At 73.3% G+C, this 3,444-nt stretch carries 3 protein-coding genes; all 3 read right to left on the bottom strand.

Features of this window, described 5'->3' with window-relative positions:
• Positions 1-591: 591 nt before the first annotated feature.
• A complete protein-coding gene (locus tag ACFV6I_RS38525; RefSeq protein WP_380430836.1) occupies positions 592-1,242 on the bottom strand; it encodes a VWA domain-containing protein in 651 nt (216 codons plus the stop codon).
• A 16-nt stretch (positions 1,243-1,258) separates the two neighbouring features.
• Complete coding sequence (locus tag ACFV6I_RS38530) at positions 1,259-2,404, bottom strand: hypothetical protein (protein ID WP_380430839.1); 1,146 nt, start codon at positions 2,402-2,404, stop codon at positions 1,259-1,261.
• On the bottom strand, positions 2,401-3,444 hold a 1,044-nt coding region (locus tag ACFV6I_RS38535), incomplete at its 5' end, for a protein phosphatase 2C domain-containing protein (protein ID WP_380430842.1). The genes ACFV6I_RS38535 and ACFV6I_RS38530, both read right to left, overlap by 4 nt.

Consider the following 3,444-nt stretch of genomic DNA (forward strand, 5'->3'; position numbering starts at 1 on the left):
TTTGCGCCGGCCCCCCGGCCCCCCCTCCCGGCCTACCCCGGGGCCGCGCGAGGACCCGACGCGACTGCGTTCGGGTGACGGCGCCACCATCAGCGGCACCATCAGCGGCACTCCCCGGCCCGCCCACCGGCTGCCCGTGCTGCTCGGCCCCTCCGTGGCCGCGCCGGTATCGCAGCTACGGGGCGGCGTTCCTCGTCACAGGAGCCTTCGTCCGGGACGCCCCTTTCCCTGGAGGGTGCTCCGAAGGAGACGCCGGTGTGGTGGTGGGGGCGGCCGTAGGCTCGGGCAGCTGGGTGGGTGAGGCCGAGGGCGAGTAACTCGGCGACGGCGCCGCGGCGGGCGAGGAGACCTCAGAGGTCGGGGTCGGGGCCGGGGTCGGGGTCGGGGTCGGGGTCGGGGTCGGGGCCGGTTGTACCGGCACCGGCGTCGCCGGGTGCGAGCCGCCTCCGCCCCCGTTCGTCGAGGGGCCGCTGAGATGGCCCGCCACCTCGACCACGCCGCCGCAGGCGAGCAGCACCGCGGCCAGCACGGACAGCCCGGCGGAGGCCCTCAGCGCCCGGGGCGCCGTGGTACGCGGGTCGGTGTCCACGCTCAGTCCACGTATTCCTGGGCGACCTGCACGTACTCGAAGCCCTTGACGTCCGTGGCGATGTGCATCTGACCGGTTTGCGAGGAGGCGATCAGGGTGTTGAGCAGGCCGGTGATCGCCCCGCTCAGCGCCGACTCGGTGTCCGAACCGTCGGCGATGAACAGCGCCTTGGTCGCCACCTCCTTCAGCACGTCGCGCCTGGCGGCGCCGAAGCCGTAGGCGATCACGTGCGGGTGGCGCGGCCAGTTCCGGTCCACCAGCCTGCGGAAGGAGTCCTGCCACCTCGCGTCGGTCGGGGCGCCGTCGGTCAGGAAGAAGACCGCCGGCCGCAGCACGCTGTACTGCTGCGCCCGCAGGCTGCTGACGTCCTGTTCGATGCTCTGCCGCAACTGGTCGAAGGCCTTGCCGTACTCGGTGCCCCCGCCGCAGATCACTTCGGGCATGCTCGGGACCTGCTCCATGTCCGACATCGGGATCACCACGTGCACGTCGGTGGAGAAGGCGACCACGCTGACCCTGGCGAACTCCGAGACGCGCGGATTCGTCGCCAGGTTGTAGTGCAGACGCGAGAGGGTCGCGTTGAGCACTGCCTCGTGCGGCTTCATCGACGAGGAGGCGTCGATCACCACGTAGGTGGGCAGGCAGAGTGACATTGTGTGCACCTCTGAGCTAGTGGTTGGAGGCGATGACGATGACGATGACCAGGATCACGACGAAGGCGAGCACCCAGATCCACTTGGTGGACGGGCCGGTCTCGGGCTTCTGCTGCTCCTCGACCGTGCTGATGCGGGCGACGGCGGGGGGCTTCGGGATCGCGTTCGGCGAGGGCTGCGGAAGCACCACCGTCGGCTGCTTCGGGGGCAGTTGGGGCAGCGGCGTACGTGTCGGACGCGGCACGGCCCTGAGGTAGGGCCCGTTGTTCAGCGCCTGGTTCAACTGGGCGGCCGCGGGCCGTCGCTCCCGGTCGGTCGCGAGCAGCATGTCCAGCAGGACCTCGGAGACGGCGGGCTGGTTCAGCCAGTGGGACGCGGCGACGCCGTGGAAGGTGCTCGCGTCGCGCCGGCCGGTCAGGCACTTGGCGACGAGCAGGGCGAGCCGGTAGCGGTCGGTGTACTGGTCCGCGTCGGAGCCCGGCGGCGTGAGCGGGTCGGCCCAGTTCGGCTGGTGGATGTCGGGCATCTTCTTCGGCTGGCAGCCGTCGACGTCGATCAGGTAGACGGAACGGCCCTCCGGGCTCCAGAAGGCGTTGGAGAACGACCAGTCCGAGTAGACCAGGCCCAGGCCCTCCAGGATCGCGGCGAGCTCCGTCAGCCGGCGGCAGGCAGCCAGTCGGCCCTCGAAGCCGGGGCACGGCAGGCCGACGCGCCGGATCGACTCGTCGGACTTCGCCAACCAATCGATCTCCAGGAACCGGCGCTCGCTGAACTTGCCACGCCGCAGCTCGGAACGGTACTGCTCGGGCGCCATCGGGATCACGCACCCGACGGCCGGGTTCCCCGGCTCGCGGATCCGGGCCGCGGGCCAGCACGTCCCGGCGTACAAGCTCGCCCGCTCCGCCTCCGGCAGCGTGTCCGGAGCCGAGATCAGCAGGTCGATCCGGTGGCCGTCCTCCTGGTGCGGGCCGGGCCGGTAGAGCTTGGCCAGCCAGCCCGGATGGTCCGTCAGCGGCCGTACGGCGACGGCCTGGCCGTTGTGTTCGGAGATCGGCTCGGCGAGCGGTCCGAGATCGCCGAGGCCCACGGTCCTCGGCAACGCCCAGCCCCGCGGGTCCACCGCCGGGGCGCCGCCGCCGGCGACGGGATCGGAGTCGGTCATGTCCCGCTGCCGTTCCACACCACGACGGCGGTGCGGTCGTCGAGGCACTGCGGTGCGTCGAAGCCGACGTCGGCGGTGAACCGGGTGGCCGGGACCGGCGAGCGCCAGGCGTTCGCGAAGTACTCGTTGACGTTGCCCGCCCGGTCCGCCCACGCGTCGCCGATCCCGTCCGTGACCAGGGCGAGGGCGGCACCGGCCGCCAGGGTGACGTAACCGTCCACGGCCAGGTGCGGCGTGTCCGGCAGTCGGCCGGCGACCTCGTTCGAAACCACCACGGCCGCACGGTCCTTGGCTTCGCCGGCGGAGAACTGCCACAGCGGGACGCGCGGGTCGAGTGTCCAGGCCGAACTGTCACCGAGCCAGCCGACCCATGCCCGCGCCACGCCGTTCGCGTCCGGCTCGGCGATCACCGCGGTGATCAGCACGGTCGCCAGGTGCGAGGTGCCGACGCCGCGTCCGGCCGCGTGCGCGGCGATCGATTCAGCGACCCGCCCGTACAGCGCCTTGACGTCGAGCCGGTCGAAGCCGACCGCCTCGATCTGCTCGCGCAGCAGGGTGACGGCCTGGCTGGAGGCCGCGGTGGCCCCGATGTCGGACCAGGCCGCGCTGGACAGGCCGTCGGCCACGGCCACGATCGCGTACCGGCTGTCCGGGCTCCGCCCGATCCGGTAGGAGTCCTGTCGCGGCTCGGCGGGCTGGCCGCAGCGGTGGCCGGGCCCGACGACGGAGGCGGCGCGGATGGTGAGGGCACCGACCCTGGCTTCGTCGGCGGCGATGCCGTTCTGCACCGTGCGCTCCGGCAGCAGCCAGGGGTAGCCCTGTGCCCGCGCGCCTTCGCCGAAGCGGGGCACGCTCAGGTCGGTCGGCCTCTCGCGCAGGAACGGCCGGGGCCTGCCGGGCTGGGCCGTCGACACCGCCGGTGCCGCGACGAAGCGGCAGACCGGCGCCGTCGCGTCGGGCCGGGGCCCCCGTTCGGGCCGGTCCCGCTGCCGGGCGGGGGGGGGGGGGGGGCCGGCGGCCCCCCCCGCCCCCCCGCGCGG

Source organism: Kitasatospora sp. NPDC059803, from assembly GCF_042732255.1.
Taxonomy (GTDB): domain Bacteria; phylum Actinomycetota; class Actinomycetes; order Streptomycetales; family Streptomycetaceae; genus Kitasatospora.

What these genes read in the sequence shown, in the direction of transcription:
- ACFV6I_RS38525 (WP_380430836.1), bottom strand. Translation starts at nt 1,242, where the DNA reads ATGTCACTCTGCCTGCCCACCTACGTGGTGATCGACGCCTCCTCGTCG.
- ACFV6I_RS38530 (WP_380430839.1), bottom strand. Translation starts at nt 2,404, where the DNA reads ATGACCGACTCCGATCCCGTCGCCGGCGGCGGCGCCCCGGCGGTGGAC.